At 58.8% G+C, this 19,530-nt stretch carries 18 protein-coding genes and 4 pseudogenes; 15 read left to right on the top strand and 7 right to left on the bottom strand.

Annotated elements, in window-relative coordinates; genetic code table 11:
- The first annotated feature begins 184 nt into the window (after window positions 1-184).
- The 3 genes from AC3D25_RS02610 to AC3D25_RS02600 all read left to right on the top strand — a co-directional run bounded on the left by AC3D25_RS02610 (window position 185) and on the right by AC3D25_RS02600 (window position 2,134).
- Window positions 185-847 (top strand): GntR family transcriptional regulator, encoded by a 663-nt coding sequence (locus AC3D25_RS02610; RefSeq protein ID WP_488886920.1) that lies wholly within the window; start codon window positions 185-187, stop codon window positions 845-847.
- Between the two features lie 644 nt (window positions 848-1,491).
- Complete coding sequence (locus AC3D25_RS02605) at window positions 1,492-1,725, top strand: FitA-like ribbon-helix-helix domain-containing protein (RefSeq protein ID WP_488886919.1); 234 nt, start codon at window positions 1,492-1,494, stop codon at window positions 1,723-1,725.
- Window positions 1,712-2,134: a type II toxin-antitoxin system VapC family toxin gene (locus AC3D25_RS02600; RefSeq protein WP_488886918.1), complete on the top strand. Its 423-nt coding sequence runs from the start codon at window positions 1,712-1,714 to the stop codon at window positions 2,132-2,134. Before AC3D25_RS02605 ends, AC3D25_RS02600 begins: the two co-directional genes overlap by 14 nt.
- A 424-nt stretch (window positions 2,135-2,558) precedes the next feature.
- Here AC3D25_RS02600 and AC3D25_RS02595 read toward each other — a convergent pair.
- Window positions 2,559-3,003 (bottom strand): annotated as a pseudogene (locus AC3D25_RS02595) (transposase); the annotation flags it as partial.
- A gap of 347 nt (window positions 3,004-3,350) precedes the next feature.
- On the opposite strand from AC3D25_RS02595, the gene AC3D25_RS02590 reads away from it, so the two are divergent.
- The 3 genes from AC3D25_RS02590 to AC3D25_RS02580 all read left to right on the top strand — a co-directional run bounded on the left by AC3D25_RS02590 (window position 3,351) and on the right by AC3D25_RS02580 (window position 4,829).
- Window positions 3,351-3,563 carry an antitoxin MazE family protein gene (locus AC3D25_RS02590; RefSeq protein WP_488886917.1) on the top strand — a complete coding sequence of 71 codons (213 nt, stop codon included), beginning with the start codon at window positions 3,351-3,353 and terminating at the stop codon, window positions 3,561-3,563.
- The gene (locus tag AC3D25_RS02585) at window positions 3,560-3,883 is read left to right on the top strand and encodes a type II toxin-antitoxin system PemK/MazF family toxin (protein ID WP_488886916.1); all 324 of its coding nucleotides are present in this window, start codon (window positions 3,560-3,562) and stop codon (window positions 3,881-3,883) included. Before AC3D25_RS02590 ends, AC3D25_RS02585 begins: the two co-directional genes overlap by 4 nt.
- 496 nt (window positions 3,884-4,379) lie before the next feature.
- The gene (locus AC3D25_RS02580) at window positions 4,380-4,829 is read left to right on the top strand and encodes a hypothetical protein (RefSeq protein ID WP_488886915.1); all 450 of its coding nucleotides are present in this window, start codon (window positions 4,380-4,382) and stop codon (window positions 4,827-4,829) included.
- A gap of 106 nt (window positions 4,830-4,935) precedes the next feature.
- Here the strand turns inward: AC3D25_RS02580 and AC3D25_RS02575 are convergent, their stop codons facing one another.
- The 5 genes and pseudogenes from AC3D25_RS02575 to ku all read right to left on the bottom strand — a co-directional run.
- Entirely contained in the window at window positions 4,936-5,340 is a 405-nt protein-coding gene (locus tag AC3D25_RS02575) for a helix-turn-helix domain-containing protein (RefSeq protein ID WP_488886914.1), read from the bottom strand.
- 239 nt (window positions 5,341-5,579) lie between these two features.
- On the bottom strand, window positions 5,580-5,837 hold the full coding sequence (locus AC3D25_RS02570) for a hypothetical protein (protein ID WP_488886913.1): 258 nt from the start codon (window positions 5,835-5,837) through the stop codon (window positions 5,580-5,582).
- A 56-nt stretch (window positions 5,838-5,893) separates the two neighbouring features.
- Window positions 5,894-6,067 carry a tetratricopeptide repeat protein gene (locus AC3D25_RS02565; RefSeq protein ID WP_488886912.1) on the bottom strand — a complete coding sequence of 58 codons (174 nt, stop codon included), beginning with the start codon at window positions 6,065-6,067 and terminating at the stop codon, window positions 5,894-5,896.
- 36 nt (window positions 6,068-6,103) lie between these two features.
- On the bottom strand, window positions 6,104-6,436 hold the full coding sequence (locus AC3D25_RS02560) for a tetratricopeptide repeat protein (protein WP_488886911.1): 333 nt from the start codon (window positions 6,434-6,436) through the stop codon (window positions 6,104-6,106).
- A gap of 134 nt (window positions 6,437-6,570) precedes the next feature.
- A pseudogene (ku, locus tag AC3D25_RS02555) lies at window positions 6,571-7,503 on the bottom strand (non-homologous end joining protein Ku); the annotation flags it as partial.
- Window positions 7,504-7,791: 288 nt separating this feature from the next.
- Between ku and AC3D25_RS02550 the strand changes: the two are divergent.
- The 9 genes and pseudogenes from AC3D25_RS02550 (at window position 7,792) to AC3D25_RS02510 (ending at window position 17,080) form a co-directional block, all read left to right on the top strand.
- Window positions 7,792-8,298, top strand: coding sequence for an SOS response-associated peptidase family protein (locus tag AC3D25_RS02550; protein ID WP_488886910.1), 507 nt, complete (start codon window positions 7,792-7,794; stop codon window positions 8,296-8,298).
- Between the two features lie 737 nt (window positions 8,299-9,035).
- A complete protein-coding gene (locus AC3D25_RS02545; RefSeq protein WP_488886909.1) occupies window positions 9,036-9,290 on the top strand; it encodes a type II toxin-antitoxin system Phd/YefM family antitoxin in 255 nt (84 codons plus the stop codon).
- Window positions 9,274-9,651 (top strand): type II toxin-antitoxin system VapC family toxin, encoded by a 378-nt coding sequence (locus AC3D25_RS02540; protein WP_488886908.1) that lies wholly within the window; start codon window positions 9,274-9,276, stop codon window positions 9,649-9,651. Before AC3D25_RS02545 ends, AC3D25_RS02540 begins: the two co-directional genes overlap by 17 nt.
- Before the next feature lie 147 nt (window positions 9,652-9,798).
- Window positions 9,799-11,118: pseudogene (locus AC3D25_RS02535) on the top strand (IS3 family transposase); the annotation flags it as partial.
- 853 nt (window positions 11,119-11,971) lie between these two features.
- Entirely contained in the window at window positions 11,972-12,715 is a 744-nt protein-coding gene (locus AC3D25_RS02530) for a type IV toxin-antitoxin system AbiEi family antitoxin (protein ID WP_488886907.1), read from the top strand.
- A pseudogene (locus AC3D25_RS02525) lies at window positions 12,651-13,576 on the top strand (nucleotidyl transferase AbiEii/AbiGii toxin family protein). The gene AC3D25_RS02530 and the pseudogene AC3D25_RS02525 overlap by 65 nt, the downstream one beginning before the upstream one ends.
- 276 nt (window positions 13,577-13,852) lie before the next feature.
- Window positions 13,853-15,106: a tyrosine-type recombinase/integrase gene (locus AC3D25_RS02520; RefSeq protein WP_488886906.1), complete on the top strand. Its 1,254-nt coding sequence runs from the start codon at window positions 13,853-13,855 to the stop codon at window positions 15,104-15,106.
- Window positions 15,103-16,074 carry a tyrosine-type recombinase/integrase gene (locus AC3D25_RS02515; RefSeq protein WP_488886905.1) on the top strand — a complete coding sequence of 324 codons (972 nt, stop codon included), beginning with the start codon at window positions 15,103-15,105 and terminating at the stop codon, window positions 16,072-16,074. The genes AC3D25_RS02520 and AC3D25_RS02515 overlap by 4 nt, the downstream gene beginning before the upstream one ends.
- A complete protein-coding gene (locus tag AC3D25_RS02510; RefSeq protein ID WP_488886904.1) occupies window positions 16,067-17,080 on the top strand; it encodes a tyrosine-type recombinase/integrase in 1,014 nt (337 codons plus the stop codon). Before AC3D25_RS02515 ends, AC3D25_RS02510 begins: the two co-directional genes overlap by 8 nt.
- A gap of 656 nt (window positions 17,081-17,736) precedes the next feature.
- Here AC3D25_RS02510 and AC3D25_RS02505 read toward each other — a convergent pair.
- Window positions 17,737-18,441, bottom strand: coding sequence for a TMEM175 family protein (locus AC3D25_RS02505; protein WP_488886903.1), 705 nt, complete (start codon window positions 18,439-18,441; stop codon window positions 17,737-17,739).
- Window positions 18,442-19,530 lie beyond the last annotated feature (1,089 nt).

Genomic DNA, 19,530 nt, shown 5'->3' with positions numbered 1-19,530 from the left:
ATACGCTAAGATCGGTTCGTTTCTTGGTGCTTCGAGCATGACGGTGCAAACCTTTGCTGACGGCTTATTGGATTCAAGTTATAAGGAAGTTATCCACTGGCACGTGGATTGGATCCAATCTTAGCAGCCCGCAATTTTGGCGACAACCTTTTTTCGTCGGTCGGCGTACGGCCGGCTTTTGCTCATGACGACAGTGCAGGCGAAGGCAGATCAGCGTTCGCTGCCGCAATCCATTCGGGATCAACTGCGCGATGAAATTCTGCGGGGCACGCTCCCGCCGGGCACGCAACTGCGCCAGGAAAACCTGGCGGAGCGTTTCGGCGCGAGCCGGATTCCAGTGCGCGAGGCGCTGCGACAACTCGAAGCGGAAGGTTTGGGTGAGCTATCAGCTCAACCGCGGTGCAGTGGTGATCGCGATGTCGACCAGGGAAATCTGCGAAAACTGCTCGACATCCGCGCCGCATTGGAGAGTTACACGGCGAAACTGGCTGTGCCGAACATGTTGGCGGCCGACATTGAGTTGATGAAGCGCATTCTGGCTTCGTACGAGATGGCCACGACCCCGGCCGAGTGGGCCGAGTGCAACCGTCAGTTCCATCTGGCGCTGTGCGCGCCGTCGAACAACGAGCGGCTCAGGAACATGATCGAAGAGTATTGCTTGAGCACGACGAATCGTTACCCGCACCTACGCATGTCGCTCGACACGCAGAAAGACGACGTGCAGCGCGACCATTATCAGATAGTCGACGCCTGCAAACGGCGCGCTGTCGACGAAGTCGTCACCCTGCTTGAACAGCACATTCTCGAAACCAAGCGGGAAGTCCTGGCCGCAGCGCGCGTGGCATAGTGGAGCTCGGTCTCGATGAACTCCGGTAGTACGACGGCAGAGCCGGCCTGGCACGGGAAGCCACGCAGGGAAATATGGAAGGATCAACTTCTGTGCGCGGTGCATGAAAGCTGCTCTGAAAAAAGCTGCAGCGAAGGGACCTCAAGCCGCTAGCAACTCGGCAAAGTGGCGGCTGCTTTTATCGTCCAGAGTTTCCGCTACTACTCAGAATGATTCAGGTACCTATAGGCATTTTCGACGCATGGCATTCTTGCGCACCCATGTAACAAAGACCGCGCTCGATCTGTCGAATATCTGAAGTCGAGTATCCGATGGCGTGCTCCTCTCTATTCCGACCATAGGCACCGCAGCTTCGGTGATGGCGTTCAAGCACACGCGATGATCACATATGCGATCACTTCACTCGTAAGACGGGTTTTGGCGAGTAACGGGATCATCGGAAAACACCAAGCGCAGGCGTTTTCGAGAACAACATGTTCCTCGCGCCTTCGGGGACGTGGAACTTCAGGCCACAGACACAAAATTGGATGGTGATGGACGACGGGCGCTCTGACGCGTCCGCCATAGCGGAGTGTTCTCATAGCAATGCTTGCAACCCCGCTCGGTGGTGCTATCATTGATAGCATATCAATCGGGGATTTTCAATGGCAAACCTACTAGTGCGCAACGTGGACGAGAGCTTGGCTCAGAGTCTACGCGAGCGGGCCGCGGCACACGGTCGTAGCGCCGAGGCAGAACATCGCGAGATCTTGGCAAGCGCGCTTCGCAAGCCGACGAAGAAGAGCTTCGCGGAAGTGCTGATGACTGTTCCTGACGTCGGCGTGGACTCGGATTTTGGACGCGTCGATGACGGTGAGGTGACGCGTGTATTTGATTGACACGAACGTTATCAGCGAGGTGCGGAAGCGGAATCGCTCAAATGAGGGCGTGCGAGCGTTCTTCCGCGGGGCGTTGCGAGATGGGAGCGACCTGTATATGTCGGTCGTCACCGTATCGGAACTTCGGCGTGGGGTTGAGTTAATCCGCCACCGCGGCGACATCGCGCAAGCGACGAATCTCGAAGCATGGCTTACTACGGTATTGGTTGAATATGCTCAAAACATTCTTGCGGTAGACGCGGAGATCGGGCAGCTATGGGGAAGGCTTCGCGTGCCGCATCCCGAGCATACTTTGGACAAGTTGATTGCGGCCACGGCCTTGATTCACGATCTCACTGTCGTTACGAGCAGTGTCAAGGATTTCGCGGGAACAGGAGTCCGTCTACTAAATCCATTCGTTAAAGAGTAACCAAAATAACAAACGCGCTTCGTCTCTCGCATTGACGAGCGTTGCCACGGCGTCGGCAGCGGCCGAGCAAGTGCCGCTTGTATTGGAGACAAGTTTGCATTCGGCCACGCCTCAGTTAGTGAGCCTCATGGACGCAGCGAAGTGCAGGTATGCAGGCACGCTCCAGCCGTCCGGGCGGTCCATCATCATCACGAAAAAGACCTGTGACGATGGAATCGTTTCGCCAGTGTCGCTCGTGGTGCCGCTTCGGAATTTGTAACACCGAGCCGGGGTACGGTGCCGGGGCGGTTGTGATGGCGCACCCGTCGAAGTAGCGACAACTCGGAAAACAGGCAGAAGGATATGAAACTGTTTCTTGATGACGAGAGAGGTGGCTCCGTTCGTCCGGACAGTTTTTTCGATTTTTAAGTGGAACGCTGGGCGGTCACGCTGCCGTTTTCATCGCGGGCAGCATCGCGAAGTAAGGTTCATCCGGGGTCTTGTCCGACAGACTTGAATGAGGCCGTTGCTGGTTGTACCACGTCAGGTAGTTAGCGATGGACTTGCGTGCCTGGCCGACGGACTCATAGGCTTTCAAATATATTCCTTCGTACTTTACGCTGCGCCACAGTCGTTCGATAAAAACGTTGTCCCGCCAGCTTCCCTTGCCATCCATCGACAAAGCGATTCCGCGCGAGAGGACCGCGTCGGTGAAGACCGTACTGGTGAATTGGCTGCCTTGATCGGTCCCGATCTCAGGCAATCCATATTTTGCGAATGCTTCTTCGAGCGCTGCTACCGCATGCTCAGCCTCCATCGTGATCGCGACCCCGTGCGCTAAAAACACGGCGGCTGGCCCAATCGATCACAGCAGTGAGATGGACGAAGCCATGTGGAGTTGCACCTGGAGCATCCGTTTGCCGGTGCGCGCATTGATGCGGCTGCTCAAGCGAGAGGGCATAGTGGTCGGACGCAAACAACTGCCAGCGTGCGCTCGCCACGTACCGCCGCCAGTGCCACCTTCGCCTTGAACGCCGCTGAATGCGTGCGCCAAATTCTCTTCGTCATCGTCTGGTTTCCTTTGTAGGCATTATGCCTATCTCAGAACCCAGCGATTCCACCTAACCGACTGTCCAGATTTCCGGGGCCACCTCTCGGAAAAGCGGCCCGGCCGAAAAGGCGGTATACGCGTTACATGTAACGCGTATAATCTGTTACACTAACTAGGGGGAAAGCCATGCCAGCCACACTTTCCGAACGCGTGCGAGCGCATCGTCAGGGACTTCGGGATGCGGGTCTGCGTCCGATTCAGATATGGGTGCCCGATACGCGCCGCGCAGGGTTCGCAGAGGAATGCGCCCGTCAGTCACGCGTCGTCAGCGAGAGTAAGTCAGAAACCAAGGTGCTCGATTTCATCGAACAGGCCGCTGACCTGGACGATTGGCAATGAAGCGGGGAAGCATCGTTACTGTCGCTATCCAAGGCGATTTCGGCAAAGGACGACCGGCGCTAGTTGTGCAATCGGACTTGTTCGTTGGTCATCCGAGTGTTTCGGTTCTATTGGTGTCCAGCGAGATTGTTGATGCACCGTTAATTCGCATTGAGATACAGCCGACCCAGCGAAACGGCCTGCGCGATCCATCGCAAATCCTAGCCGACAAGATTTTCACAGTGAAGCGCGAAAAAGTAGGCAGCGTTATCGGCCAGATCGAGGACGAGGCGATGGTCGCAGTCAACCGTGCGATGCTCGTTTTCTTGGGCCTCGCCTAACCATCGGAAAAGCGCTCTAACAGATCGGAAAAGGGCATACGATTCATTCCAGCTGTCTATTCGCCATCTGGCAATTCACTGCCTCGGACCGATCGTCGCGCTAAAGCCGATTTCATCCGGCAGCATGTGAGGCACGGGTGGACCGAGGGCGACGCTATTGCACGATATGAATTGTGGTTGGTGCAGGCAATCGACACGAACCCCAACCTGGTCGGCAACTCGCATCAGGAGCTGGGCGACGCGGTAATTACGAACGCTCGAAACTCATGCCGTTCGCAAGACTAGGAAAAGCTTGCTGTATCCGCACGCTACCGCTACTTGACTTTTAAGCGCACGAACAGGGTGCGTGCGGCCCCCAAAAAAGAAAATTGCTCGTGAAAAAGGTGTCGCAAAAAAAGCGGCGAGGGGCCCAAAAGCGCGGGGGCGCTCTCTAGGTCCGAATACATTTTCAAACTTGAGTGCTATGCCAGTTTCAAAAAAGCGCAAGAAGTCTTCGTTGAGCAACGGCTCTGAACAACCCCGCAACGCAAAGGCGCTTTTGCTGGCGATGCCGCGCGGTGACGCTGACCATCTCGTGCTTCAAGTCCGAGTAGGGCTTGAAGCAATACGACATGGACAGGCCGATGCGAAGGCTGCGCTGAACATGGATTCGACCATTCTGTTAACGATGGCGTTTACCGAAGACGGATATGGCGTGTTGCCGATGACACTTTTAGTCAACTCGAGTTGGGAAATCGCTGAGTTGATCCGGCGCGGCATTCAAGCTGATGAGTGGTCAGTCCCAGATGTGTTGATTGACGATTTGACGACGATCGTCAACGAGTATGACCGGCTGGTACACGGCGTTCCGCTGCAAGCCGTAATGAAGGCGACGCGACGTGTGGACAAGCTTGTTACGAAGAACCCTCCACGCGACAGCGAGGCATCTTTGCATCAAACTGTCTAGGACTTCAACGGGTACCATTAGGACGGCGAGCGGCTCGTGATTCGTGAAGTGGTGGAGGGTCGCGCCGAAGGTAGTGAAACGTGCGCAGTCAACCTCGTTCAGCAAATCATCGCCCCTTTACCGTTGTTCTCGCTAGTTTCGCACGCGGTGGTGCACGCTGTTTGCGGGGAATCCACAGACCGGCCTCGCCCATCCAGCGCCGCACGGTTTCTTTCGCGAGCATCACGCCATGACACTCGGCGAGCTTCTCGCACGCCAGCGTCGGCCCAAAATCGGCATCGCGTTCGCGCACCAGCGTCATCGCCCGCACCCGCAGATCCACGGGCAGTTCGCGATTGCTCGGTTGCCCGCGTCGCGCCGGAGCGAGCCCGGCCGGCCCCGCAGCCTCGTAGCGCCGCACCAGCCGGCTCACCTGACGTTCACACAGTTGCAGCCGTTCAGCCGCCAGTACGATCGTCAGGCGATGCTGCATGACCGCCTCGGTGATCTTCACGCGCTCGAGTTCGTGCATGTTGATCGTGATGAATCCACGTCCGTTGGCCTGGCTCCGGGCTGGCTGTGGTGCCGCGGCTTACGCTACAGCAGCCAGTCCGGCGCTGGAAACCAGACATTTCTAATGAGCCAGAACCGGACATTACTAAAAGCTCTGACACTCACCGAGGTTATAAATTTTCGTTATGTTCAATATTTCTCCGGGTACGATGAGCCTTACCCATATCGATGAACTACTCATTGCTTTCATCCTGCCACTCACGCTTCCGAGTCGGGCTTGCTGCGTGGATGAGCTGTGCTGGCATCAGGCTCGACGTCCGGGTCCTTGTGGTCGCGCTCCGGTTCGTAGGGCCCGCGCTCGGGGTGATCCCTTCCCTTCGGGACGAGCGTCGCGTCCATGCTGCCATGTTCCTTCTGTTCGATTGTTCCGTCGGGCTTTTCTACGACGTCGCCGGCGCCCAGTGCTTCCCGGCGTTTGTCGGCTCGCTCGACCGGATCGGATGGTTCGGGTTTCATGGCGCACTCCAGTTGGTTGACGCCGTTCTGACCAGCAACCGTGATGCCACCGACCATTAATCTCGTTGCAGCTTTCGATAGTGATTTAAATGGCGAATTGCCTTTGTCGCTTCGCCCAACTCTTCGTGGATCCGCGCGGCGTTGAAATGGGCGTCGGCGAAGTCATCGGACAGCGCAATGCATGCCTGGTATGCGTCGAGAGCTTCGCGCAGGCTGCCCGCGTCTTCCAAGGCTACGCCGAGACTGAAGTGTAGAACAGGGTCATCCTAACGGTATTCGAGTGCCGATCCATAGACGTCGATCGCTTCGTCGTACCTTTCCGCGTCCATCAGAATGCACCCGAGATTCAATGAGGCGTCCGTGTAATCCGGTGCCTGAGCGAGTGCTGCACGGTATGCGCTTTCGGCGGCCGCCGGATCGTCCTCTTCCAAGCGCTGGCCTTCGGCGAAGAAATCAACGGCCGCATTCTGCGCCCGCCGTGTGCGGGCAGGAGACGGGTCGTCCAACGAAGCGACCGATCCGCAATCTGGCTTGGGCTCAAAATCGATGAGCAGTTGGCCAGATTCAGCGTCCCACTGGCGGCTGTGCTGATCGCGCACCGCAATGTTGTTACCGATCGCCGAATCCGGAGACTCGTGAGCGCACCGTCTTTCGTCCAGCTCCGGCGCAGATGGGTCAGGGCGCGCACAATCTTGTGCGGTGAGACGCCGGCCGCCCGCAACGAGTTGGCCGTACGCAGCATCACGACGTCCTGAAAATTGAAGCGGCGCTCGCGTCGAACGCCTTGTTGAGGCGAGACAAATCCCGCTTTAATCAGCCGCTCGACGACGCTTCGGGAGACCCCAAGCATCCGCTGAACTTGCCGCAGGCTATAACCATCTCTCTTACGCATCGTCACTTCTTCGTTGCGGTACGGCGGTTTTGGAGTCGGCACTGCTTCCGGCGCGGCCGCGGCTTTGCGCACACCTTTACGAGTCTTGGCGGCTGGCGTGACGACCTCCGGCTCTTTCGGCTTTGCAGCGGCCGCACGGGCCGGTTTTTCTTTGACGGCGGCAAGCGGCCGTTTTTGAAGGCTCGCTCGGAGCGCTTCGACCAAATCAATGACGGCGCCACCGGTCTGCTGCACTTCCGGTGCGGCGACAATCTTCTTTCCTGCAATCTTCTGGTCGATCGCGGCGAGGATCCGTTCCTTTTCCTCGTCGGAAAAGGCGGACGGGTCGTATCCGTCGACGCGGTATTGATTGATTAATTGCTGCGCGAGTTGGAGTTCGGTTTCCTGGATCTCGGGATGCTCGATATCGAGTGCGGCCTGTGAGCGAACCTCATCCGCATAAAGAAGCTGCTGCATGATGATGCCGTCCTGCCCAGCGCGGATCTGGACGATGTGCTGCTTTCCGCGCGACGTCCATCGGGCGAGCGCACATGTGCCGCTTTCACGCATCGCTTGGTAAAGAAGCTGATAAGGCTTTCCGCCGCGCTTATCCGGCGCGAGATAGTAAGCCTTGTCCAGATAAATCGGGTCGATCGCCTCGTTGGGCATAAAGGAAACAATGTCTACGGTGTGGCTCGCGCTTGCTTCCAGCGCTTCAAGCTCCGACGGTTCGAAAATCACGTACTTGTCTTTCTCAAACTCGTAGCCCTTCACCATATCCGCGCGCTCGACCACCTTGCCGTCGGCGGGGCAGACATATTGCTGTTTGAGCCTCGTCCCACACCCTTAATGCATCAAGTTGAAGCCGACGCCCGACTTACTATCTTGTGCTGAGAACAGCTTAATACGGACAGACACAAGGCCGAAACTCAGTGTGGGCGCTGCCAGCGAACGGGGAGCCATGTGGTCTCCTTCGGTAGATGGGCCGCCGATGTTGACCAAGACGGCAAGGGTCTGAAAAGGCAGCAAAAAATTGGCCACTATGTCGATTTACGATAGACCGAACTTTCGGAGGCTTTTGATGTGCACGAGCTACGAGTCGCCGTCCGCTCCGCGCTTCGAGGCGTTCAGCTTGTTTTTTCCGCGCCGACCTTCGATTATCCGCGTGAGGTCTACAAGGACTATCAGGCGCCGATCGTGCGACGGTCGGATAGCGTCTACAGGACCGATCCCGCGATGTTTGGAATAGTGCCGCGCGCACACATCCCCGAGGGCGTAAAAATCTTTGACACGATGAATTGTCGCGTCGAGACAGCCGGGAGCAAGCGAAGCTTCCGGCCCGCGTGGACGCGCCTGCAACTCTGTCTGAATGGGGCAGAGCGGTTCTATGAACCGAACTATGAAAGCGGGAAGGCGGTGCGCTGGCGCATCGGCCTTGGCCTGTTTCCCGCTGACCAGACGCATGCCGAACCGTTTCCGTTGCCACCGCGCACCGCGAAGGCGGGCGGCAGAAACGCAAAGGCCAAACCTGCGAAGGGCACTGACACCGCCGCACCAGAGGCGCAGGCGGCATTGCTCGCGGACGGTTAAAACGCCAAAGACGAAAGCCCCGACTGATGGACTCAGGCCGGGGCTTCGCGTGGGCACTGCGTGATGCGGTCTACGATTCGGCTACTTCGACTTTCGCTACTTCGACTTCACTACTTCGACTTCACTACTTCGACTTCGCTACTTCGAGCTCGGTACTGCGGACTTCGATACTTCGTTCGGTACTTCGACCTCGGTACTGTGGACTTCCATACTGCGTTACGTCCAGACAACCCGATACAACGGTCTTGCATGAAAAACGCCGCACTTCTCCGGTACTCCGAGGCTACTTCGAAACACACTGCGATCGGTAGAGAGTGACGTTAAGCCGGTAGCTCTGGGTGTCGCGTTTTGCCTTTTCATCCGGTGCGGTGCCTTGCACCATAAGAACGAGTGTAATGCAGTGAGCGGGGCGGCAATTGCCCGATCAGGCCGCAAATCGGGGGCTTTTCCACGACGCTGAGCGGGGCCGCGTGACCTTAAGATTCGGTCCGGTCTCTCTGGTTTGCGCGTACTCTCCGGCGTGCGGACCGCTTCGAACCGGCTCATTGGGCCGGTTTTTCTTCGCCCGGTGGTTGGGCTGGGCGCGGGTGCCGGGGCTGTGCGGCGCGGGTATTGGGGCGGTGTGGCGCGGATATTGAGGCTCTGCACAAAAGGCGGATCGCGCGTGGAAGGCTGAACCGGTTGCATGGGCGGGCTAACCGGGCTAACATGTTTCAGCTAGTCCACCAGGAGCAGTGATGCAAACGGTCAACATTCACGACGCCAAAACCAACTTCTCGAAGTTGGTCGAGCAAGCGGCTGCCGGCGAGGAAATCATCATCGCGAGGGCGGGCACGCCGATGGCGCGGCTCGTGCCGCTGCAAAAGGAAAAGCGCAAAGTTCACTTTGGGTTGTTAAAAGGGCAGATCACGGTGAAGCCCGGCTTCTACGAGCTGATGAGCGACGACGAAATCGCACCGTTCGAAGGATCGGCCGATGCGCCTGCTGCTTGATTCGCACGTCTACCTGTGGGCGCTGATGGACGACCCCAAACTCACCCGGCCGATGCGCAATCTGATGAGCAACGCCGATGAGATTTTCGTGAGCGCGGCGACCATTTGGGAGTTCTCCATCAAGATTGCGCTGGGCAACCTCGATGCGCAGATAAGTGACTTGGTCACCGGCATTGAGGGCTTGGGCGCGCGCGAGCTGCCGATCACCGCGCTTCACGCCTCCCAAGTTCGACATTTGCCGCCGCTGCACAAAGATCCGTTCGACCGTTTGTTGGTCGGCCAGGCGGTCCACGAGCAAATGAATTTGCTGACTGCCGATAGCGTGTTGCGCGTCTATAGTCCGCTCGTCACCGTCGTCTAACGCCTCGCGGCGGCACGCGCGCGTGCCGCAGTGCGACGGGCGTACTTTCCGATGGTTGCTCGCGCGTCAGGATTGGCATGTTGATGTCCACCCAGAATTGACCCACCGGGGGTGCGGACAAAATCTTGGACTACCTGGAGGTAGTCCATGTACTCGTACGAAGACCGCGTTCAAGCGGTTCGGCTTTATTTGAAGTTGGGAAAGCGCATCAAGGCGACCATCAGGCAGTTGGGTTACCCGACAAAGAATTCCTTGAAGGCGTGGCATCGTGAATACGAACAGTGTCATGATTTACGAACTGGCTATGTTCGTGCGGCGCCGAGGTATTCGGCCGAACAGAAGCAGGCTGCCGTCGATCATTACCTGAGCCATGACCGTTGTGCCGCTGCAACCTTGAGGGCTTTGGGCTTTCCGAGTCGCGGGACGCTTGCAGCCTGGATTAACGAACTGTGCCCCGAAATCGGAAAACGCCTTGTCGGCAGAGTAGCTGGCAGCGTTCCGAAATCGCTGGCGGTGAAACGGGCGGCAGTCATTGAATTGTGCGCCAGAGAAGAAAGCGCACGCGTGGTTGCCCAGAAAACAGGCGTGAGCAGGCCGATGCTGTACAACTGGAAGAACCAGCTACTCGGCCGAGAGGTTCCAGCATCCATGAAACGCAAGAAGAAGCCAGCACCGGACCATGGGCGTCCGGAAATGGAACGACAGGTTGAATCGCTTCGACTCGACATCCGGAAGTTGCAGCTCGAGCACGACATCCTCAAGAAGGCGAACGAACTGGTAAAAAAAGGAACGGGCATCGACCCGCAGCTCCTGAGCAACCGGGAGAAGACGATGCTGGTTGATGCCCTAAAACAAACCTATCCGTTGCCAGAGCTGTTATCCGTCCTGAGGCTTGCACGCAGTTCCTACTTCTATCACCGTGCACGTATGCTTGTCGCTGACAGGCATGCTGGCGCGCGTCGCGTCATCGCAGACATCTTCGAATGCAATCACCGCTGCTACGGCTATCGTCGAATCCGCGCGGCATTGAGCAGACAGCAGGTCTTCATTTCGGAAAAGGTCGTGCGACGTTTGATGCGACAGGAGGGGCTGGCTGCTGCCACGACCAGACGACGTCGCTACGCCTCCTATCGTGGAGAAATAAGCCCCGCGCCGGAGAATCTCATCAATCGTGATTTCCATGCAGCCGCCCCGAATCAGAAATGGCTCACCGATATTACCGAATTCCAGCTCCCAGCCGGCAAGGTGTATCTGTCGCCGGTAATCGACTGCTTCGACGGTCTCGTTGTGAGTTGGTCAATCAGCACGCGACCAGATGCTGAACTCGTAAATACCATGCTGGATTCGGCCATCGAGTCGGTGGCCGATAGCGATGAGCGGCCAGTGGTCCACTCCGATCGCGGTGCGCACTACCGTTGGCCCGGATGGTTATCCCGGATGCGCGATGCCAGGCTGGTTCGCTCAATGTGTCCCGAGCCATAGAAAGCAGCCATAACCGGTCACAGGTCGTCGGCTCTCAAACTGTCGCCAATCCATCGACTGACCGTCAAATCGCCTTTCTGAGCGAGTGCTGTCCGAGGTTCATCGCACGCGCGCAACGCCTGATGCGCCGGTCAGCAAAACTTGGCGACCGAGCTTGACGTCTTGCCATGGCGCGACGACGGGAAAGGACAGCTTGAACCACGCTCTTGCGTCAGCTCGTTTTCTTGAGCTGATGTTCGACTTTTCTTCGAGATAATCGAGTCCGCGGTGCGGCTCACGGTCTAAACCGTCGCTCTTCGTACGTTTTCCGGACTTGTACGCTTTCGACGAACATCAGCCTAGAACGTCCATAGATCGCTCGCCGAGCTACGTTTTCTATCGGAGGCGTCGTCTCCGGCAATCCTGTACGCTATTTGCTTCTGTATGCTTTTGTCATACACTCGCCTAAAAACGTACAGGAGAGTTGCACGTGACCCTTTCGGATCGCCTCGCCAGTAGTGAACAGCGCGCGCTTACGCTGGCTTGCGAAGCGTTTTCAGATGCGACACACCTCTATCAGGCGACGCCCCTCAGTGCGTCAGGCAGGAAAGGGCAAACCAACGCGCAAATGTCGACGAAGGATGGCCCGGACGCGTGGATCCGATTCGACGTCGCAGGCTTGGCGCGGGGGGCATCGTCAACCGCATGCGCTCTCGCTCCACGCCTGAAGACAATCGCCCGATGATGCTGGTCACGCAGCATGTCACGCCGAAGCTGGCGGATGAGCTGATCGCCAAACGTAATTCAGTTCCTCGACACGGCGGCCAACGTCTTCCTCCAGGCGCCGGAGGCGACGATCATGATCGTCGGCCGCGGCAAACCAACACTGCAGCGACTGGACCAGACATCGCGTTCGACCACACCAAAAGGCATGCGCGTGACTTTTGCGCTCCTGACTCTGCCCGGTCTTGTGCATGAACCCTATCGCACAATTGCAGATTTCTCGGGCGTTGCCCTGAACACGGTGAACATGGCGATGGACGACCTGATGGATCGCGGTCTCGTGGTGGTCAAGGGCAAGAACAGAGTGATCGTCGACCGTCGCAGACTGGTTGACGACTGGGTGGGCCTCTATCCGACCCGGCTACGCCCCAAACTCAGCCCACAACGCTTTAAGAGTTGGGCGAAGGACAAGAATTGGTGGCTCAACGCGGAGGCGGTCGACCCTCAAGCCCGTCTTGGCGGCGAAGTGGCGGCAGACATCCTTACCCGGAATATAAAGCCCGCGACCGTGACGGTCTACGCACTAGGTGGGCTTGCGCCGAAACTGATGTCGAAAGCCATGCTGAGGCCAGACGAGCGTGGTGACGTTGAAGTGCTCGAGGCGTTCTGGCCCGTGGAGGCGGAAGACCGATGGGGCTTGCTCAATCGGGGAATCGTTCACCCTCTCCTCGTCTACGCGGATCTCATCATGTCGGGCGACGACCGGAATCGCGAAGTGGCCCAAGTGGTCTACGCAAGCTACATGGCGAAAACGAATGCTCAAAAGTCCCGCCGAACGTCCGGTCGAGCCGCTCACGATCGCCTTGCTTCGAGAGGTTAAAGACGCGTGCGCGCAACTCGGCACGCAATTCGTGCTCGCGGGCGCGACCGCGCGCGACATCCTCATGTGGCATCTTCACGACATTAAGGCCCCTGTCGCCACGCGTGATGTCGACGTGGCGGTCTGCGCGGTGAGTTGGGAGTTCCACGACATGCTGATCGGCCTGATATTGCAAACGCAGCTCTTTAGACGTCACCCAAAACAGCAGCAGAAACTCTTGTTCAAGCGCAGCCCGGACGACTACGAGATCGAGCTCGACGTTGTCCAACGTGGTTCCGTTCGGGCAAATCGAAGGGCCACCTGGTGAGATCCACTGGCCGCCGAACGGCGATATCGTGATGACGGTCCTTGGATTCCAGGAGGCGGTCGATACCGCAGAACCCGTGGACATTGGCGAGGAACTCGTGGTGCCCGTGGTGACGCTTTCCGCCTTCGTCCTGCTCAAGCTCTTCGCGTGGAAAGACCGTCGACTGCAGGAGAGCACCGACGCTGGAGACATCCTTTTCGTCCTGCGCAACTACTTCCAAGCTGGCAATATCGAACGGACCTTTGAGCAAGCTCTTGAGCTTCTGAAAGCGGTGGGTTCCGATCCGGCGCTGGCAGCCGCTGGGCTGCTCGGGCGCGACGTACGCAATCTTGCGTATCTAGAGACGCAGGCAGCGCTACAGGCGTTGCTCCAAGCGCCAGAGGACGCTGAAAGGCCGCGCGGACCTTAAGGCACGCGCCGCAACGCTGCTGGGCGGCTTCGTCGATGATTCCGACGCCCTCCTCGCAACCTTCACAAAAGAACTGTTGTCGATGGGCGACGCGAACGGGGGACGCCCAAACGAAGACCCTGAGGGGCCGGCATCCGGCGCCTGAACGCGCGGCGCGGACTGCGCTCGAACCCGGCCGCCCACTACGCTGTTGAGACCAGCGGAGGCGTTCTCTGATGGACTGCTATGAAGGGAGATTTATTTGCGCCGCTCGGGATGGTCGCTGACCGACCCCTATGCTCAGGTCGCAACTATGCGCAGATGGTCGGCCGCCGATGACGCCGCCTCAATCGTGGCGGAGCGTGGGCGGGTTGAACGCGTAAAGATCTGGACATAGTTTGTGTCTGAGGATGCAGTGGTGGTCCCACTTCTGGAGATCATCATGGGCATCGTTCGCCGTTCCCACCTTGCTCACATAGACCTTTTCCCCGACGGGCCGATCGGGCCATGCGTTGGTGCGTTCAAGCAGTACCTAAACCAACGCCGGTACGCTGCAAAGACGGTTGTTACCTATCTTCGCTGCATCATGCATTTCGCCCGATGGGCGCATTTCGCGCACCGTCGGCGGCAAAGGATCGACGAAGTGTTGATCGCTGAGTTTCTCGACAAGCATTTGCCGCAGTGCGAATGCCCCGGTCCGATCCGACGCGATCGGGGTGACCACAGTGCAGCGCTAGGACATCTGCTCGTAGTGTTGCGCGCGCAGGGCGTCATCGCGGTGCCCGCAAACCGCACGACACCGGCAGATGAGGAACTGCGCCGCTACGACGAGTACATGGATCACGTGCGCGGCCTGGCGCCTAAGACGCGGAGCATAGCTTTGCGCATCGTCGGACGGTTGCTGACGGCTCGTTTCGGCGAGGGTGCCGTAGACGTCGCCGCAATCAAACCCGAGCACGTTCGGCGTTTCTTTGCCGGTCAAGCGAAGCTCTACAGCAAACCGGCGAATGCTGGGCCGGTCGTGGCATCGCTTCGCGGCTACTTCCGCTATCGCGCCTCGCTTGGCGCTCTTGTCCACGGACTGATTGGCGCGGTGTCCTATCCTGCTAACTGGTCGCTCTCCTCGTTGCCCAAGTCGCTGACGGCGGAAGAGGTCGAGCGGTTGATCAGATCGCTCGGCCAACAGGGCCGCTCGATGAGACGAGCCGACGCCATCGTGCGATGTGCGCTCGACCTCGGACTGCGCAGCGGCGAGATCGCCCGTCTCAGCCTAGACGATATCGACTGGCAAGCCGGTACGCTCGTCTTGCGGCACACCAAGGGACGCCGCGAGGATATGTTGCCGCTACCTGCCACTACCGGCGAAGCCATAGCGGCCTACCTCGAGCAGGAGCGTCCCAAGACTTCCAATCGGGCCATCTTTGTCCGCCATATTGCGCCGCGCGACCAGCCTGCCGGCACCGATCTCGTCCGCAAGACGATCCGCCAAGCCTTCACCCGCGCCGGCCTTCCTTACACACGCTCGCATCTGCTGCGCCACACGATGGCGAACCGCTTGCTAGCCAGTGGCTCTTCGCTGAAGGAAGTCGCGGACGTCCTGCGTCACCGCTCGCTGAACACGACTCTGATCTATGCCAAGCTCGACAGTCGCAAGTTGATCGAGGTCGCGCTGCCATGGCCGAGGAGCGCAGCATGAGCACGCCGACCTCTATGCAAGCGCGCGTCGAACAGTTCCTAGTCGAGCGTCGCCAACTGGGATTCTCCGATGACGGCTACGTCCTGCGCAGCTTCGCGCGCCATGTCCACGCTGCCGGTCATCGCGGCGCCTTAACGGTGGAACTCATGGCCGCTTGGGCCCGAAGCGACCGCCGCGAGGGCAATGACCCACGGACCTGGGCGCGACGGCTGAAGAGGCTGCGCACGTTCCTGCGCTGGCTGCAGCAGTTCGAGCCACGCACCGAGGTACCCGACGATTCGATCTTCGGACGGTTGCCGCAGCGGCAAGCGCCCCACATCTTCAGCGAAGAAGAGATAGTCGACCTACTTGCTCGCTCGCGCCGACTTGGGCCTTCGCCGGCGCTCCGCGGCGCCGTCTACGAAACGCTGTTTGGATTGATCGCCGCCACGGGGCTGCGGATCGGCGAGGCGCTGGCGCTGTGCAACGACGATGTTGATCTCAAGGACGGGATGCTGACCATCCGTCGGACCAAGTTCGGCAAGTCGCGCCAGGTTCCTATGCACCAAAGCACCGTGGGTCGCTTGCGCCGGTATTGCTTGCAGCGCGACTTGACCGAGGGGACGCCGGCGGAAGATGGCCCATTCTTCATCGGCACCCGCGGTCGACGACGAGGTCTGCCACTCGGTGTGCGTCAAGTGCATCGCGTCTTCCGCGACCTAAGCCAGCAGCTAGGCTGGGCCAACCGCGGAGCGCACCATGCCCCACGCATTCATGACCTGCGGCATACCTTCGTCGTGCGCCGCATTGTGGAGTGGCAGGCCCACGGCGTAGACATTGATCAGGCCATGCTGTCGCTGTCGACCTACGTGGGACATACGATGGTTACCAACACCTACTGGTACCTCTCGGCGGTGACCGAGTTGATGGCGCTGGCCGCCGTACGTTTCGAGTCGTCTACGGCCAAGTGGGGGGTGCAAGATGCGTGAGACACTAACCCCTAAGCAGCCATCGTTCGCCGCGTTGGTCCAGACATTCTTTACGGAATACCTGGTCGCGCAGCGGGCGCTCAGTCCGCAGACAGTGGCCTGTTACCGCGATGCCTTGCTGCTGTTTCTGCACTTCGCCTGCCGTCAGCTCGGCAAAGAGCCGACCACGATGCGGCTGGCCGACATCCAACCCAATCTGATTCTGGCCTTCCTTGACTATCTTGAGCAGGATCGGAAGAACTCGGTTCGCAGCCGCAACTTGCGGCTCACCGCACTGCGCGCGTTCCTGAAGTTTGCCGGCCGCCGCGACGTGGCGTCGTTGCACTGCGTCGAGCGCGCACTGGCAGTGCCGATGAAGCGTTTCGAGCGGCCGATGCTGAACTACCTCACGCGTGCGGAGATGGTGGCCGTACTCAGCCAGCCGGGCGAGAGCTGGTCCTCGCGACGCGATCACTTGCTACTGACAATGCTCTACAACACGGGGGCGCGTGTTTCCGAGATTATCGGAGTACGGGTCGTCGATGTGGTCCTCGACGGTGCAGCGCGTGTGCACCTGCGCGGTAAAGGGCGCAAGCTTCGATCGATTCCCCTGTGGGACGCCACCGTCGCCGACATTCGCAGTTGGTTGCGATCGAATTCAGCGATGCGCGGCGAAGCCGCTTTGCTGCCCAACCGGGATGGGCAGGCGATGTCGCGCTCCAACGTCGCGCAACGCCTGGATCTTGCTGTGAGCCGCGCGAGTGTGGAACAACCCAGCCTTCTTAAGAAGCGCATCTCACCGCACATCTTGAGACATACAACCGCGATGCACCTGTTGCAGGCTGACGTTCCATTCAACGTAATCGCCTTGTGGCTCGGCCACGAGAGCCCGATGACAACCCATCGCTACGTTGAAGCCGACCTCGCGATGAAGGAGAAAGCGCTTGGTCAGCTGGAGGCGCCCGATGCCAAAATCCGCCGATATCAGGCACCGGACGCGTTGATTCGATTCCTGCGGACGCTGTAACTATGCGTAGGTTGTGCCAGCCCCAACCGCACCACTCAAGGGGCTGGCCTCGCTCGCGATGACCATCTGCGCATAGTTGCGACCTGAGCATAGGGGTCGCTATGCAAAGGTTTACATAGCGACCCAACCCGGCCGTTCGACCCTCGGTACGTCGAGCGTCTCTTGACTGAAGTGGAGCGGCCACTCGCCGGCAATTGCCTTCTACTTAGACCCGTTGGCAGTTTTAGGAAGCCGAGACCCAACTGCAACCATCGCCAACCTCTTCACGACCCGAAGTGGCCTGTCGCGATGGTGACGAAAGCGGACGTGAACGTTTGACATGAACGGCGACCAAGAGGCAGCCAAGCTGGCCTCTCAGGCGTCCGTTTGATGGAAGGGCTACGCGTCATAGGGGCCGGTCCGACAAGCTGCCCATGCTCGTATATATAAGCGCAATCCACATCGGCATTTGCTGCGTCGCTCAACGATGTGCGAGGTTCTCAGCTCGGTTGCGGCGACTGGTGCAGAAGGAGATGAGGGCCAAGAAAAACCCTGAGGTGCTGTTCACCGGTCATGATCCTCGCCTTCGGCTATCGTTTCTGGATTAACTTTGCGCAATGTGAACGGCGAGAATCATGTTGACCGGCCGTGCTGCTTGACCATATCGAGCGCAAGAGCTACTTGTTCAATTTCTCAGCCTCGCTCGGCTCCTCTCCAGGCGTGTAGCGCGGCGTGGGCTGTGGCAATAGAAAGAAGGTGACGCACAGCAGTGCAAGGGCGACTCCGATGCGGGACGCCGCGATCACGACGGGAACTGCAGCGATCTGGACCAGCGTCGCAAAGCCGTAGCGGCGCGTCATCTGCTGAAGGAAATCGGCGGCGAGCCGTTCGTCCATAAGCCGGCGGCCTAGCATTGCATAGAACCACTTTGCCATCCAGGCGCAGGCGGTCAGGGCAAGACCGGCAACCAGGGTCACTGACGCGACGGGTTCAAACCCGGTGCCGAGGTGGAAGCACCAGACGCGGATCGGATAAGGAATGACGACGATCGCCAACAGGAACAAGAGGTTGATCACGCCGAACCAGTGATCGCTCTTAGAATAAATGCGACCTGAATAATGGTGTTGCAGCCAGTAGGCCCCGATCACGACATAGCAGAGAACGAGCGCGAGATATTCGCGCCACTGCTCCGCCATGGCGCTAGCCAGGTCGCTGTAGCCATGCGGGCCCTCGGGAGATCCGGGAACTTTTATCTCGACGATCAGCAGGGTCAGCGCGATTGCGAAAACCGCATCGCTGAATCCTTCGAAGCGGTCAAGTCCGCGTTCGGCACCATGCGTTTCGGCGGCAGTAGGTTGGGTACGCGTATTACGCAGCATCATGTGAGTCCTTTCGCGCACGCCCGAGCCGCTCCTCGCGGCACAGCACGCACAATCTTTTTGGGACAATTTGAATTACATCCTGTCATGGTATTGTTGCAAAAGAAGCATCGAATTGTCCGCGACTAAGTAAGACCGCTTTTGGGCTGGCGAGAGACCCAGACGACCTCTCAAGTCCGCGCCTGACACTGATTGCCGCTTCCTTGAAGCCCCATGCGCGCAAAGGGCAGCAATGCGGCGATCCCAGAGTGCTTAGCGTAGGTCGCCGCGGGTCTTTCTGGAGATCCACGGAAAAAGTGCGTCGCCGCTTTCATGTCGGACGTATAGGCGCGGAACCACATCCATCATGTCATTACTCGTTACTTCTTCGGCGCTAAAACCCATCAGAGCGTTGGACAGCCAATGATGTCTCCCTAGGCGTCAAGTGCTTGGTGGATTCGCACATCAGGCGCCTCCCAGCCGTTTTGCATTTTGTCCAGCCTGGCGAGACCTCCAACTGCGCGTTTAACGCACTCCACTAAACAGTAGCGTAGCCGAGCTCAATATTGCTGCGCTTGATCATCTTGCAGGAACGACGGCACCTCCGCTTGACTCCCGCCCTCATTCTTTGCCATCGAAATGCAGCCGAGGCAACTTGTGATGGCAAGGAGATGAACCCCGAGCACCTAGCCGCTCGACGCGGCCCCGACCCACACGCGCGTAGAGGATCGTCAGGAAGACGTCGGCGAGCGTGAAGATCATGATCGCGGAACCGACAACTTGACCAAACAACTCATATGCGCACCACCGTAAGTGGATCGCCGCCAGAACGGCGTCGTGGAGAAAGTCGCAGCATCCCCTGTGCCGCACGTGTTCGATTACGAGAGTGAGTTTTCGATGTCACTCACACCTTCGCCGAGTTTGGCTACTGTTTCGACACGCGCATGGACAAACATGCGAAGCGCAGCGGCCCGTCGGCGTATGGCAGGAACGAGCACCATCCGTTCATCGCGAGTATTGGCATAAGCATAATGCTATGGCTCCCTCGAGGGACGCGCGCTTTTGCGTCGTGTAAGCCGTCATGAGATTCAAGTACGCGCCCCGGATGGATGA

This window comes from Caballeronia sp. SL1002 (assembly GCF_057814995.1).
This window is presented reverse-complemented; position numbering and strand designations above follow the sequence as displayed.